Below are 379 nucleotides of genomic sequence, written 5' to 3' on the forward strand. Positions count from 1 at the left end.
TCAACAATGAAGCCGACGTCGACGGGGTGTTCAAGCAGTCGGTCGAGGAACTGGTCGACGCGCTCGGGCACGACACCGGCACCTACACGCGCACCGTCTCCCGGACCGGCCAGCACCTCGATGGCGACCTTACCGCGACCCCCGGCCGTCCCCTGGGCGACGTCCGCTACCCCTACATCTGCCTCGACGCGACCTACTGCAAGGCCAGGGTCGCGCAACAGATCGTCTCCCCACCCGTCGTCATCGCCACCGGGATCACCGAGGACGGCGGCCGCGAGGTCCTGGGTGTGATGGTCGGCGACAGCGAGACCGAAGTGTTCTGGACCCAGTTCCTGCGCTCCTTGCGCGAACGCGGCCTTGCCGGGGCTCGGCTCGTAAT

1 protein-coding gene is annotated in these 379 nt (G+C 67.8%); it reads left to right on the forward strand.

What is annotated here, in order from left to right; translation table 11 throughout:
• Positions 1-379 (forward strand): IS256 family transposase (locus UK12_RS33465; RefSeq protein WP_045306980.1); only part of this gene is annotated, 379 nt, incomplete at both ends.

This window comes from Saccharothrix sp. ST-888 (genome assembly GCF_000955975.1).
Taxonomy (GTDB): domain Bacteria; phylum Actinomycetota; class Actinomycetes; order Streptomycetales; family Streptomycetaceae; genus Kitasatospora.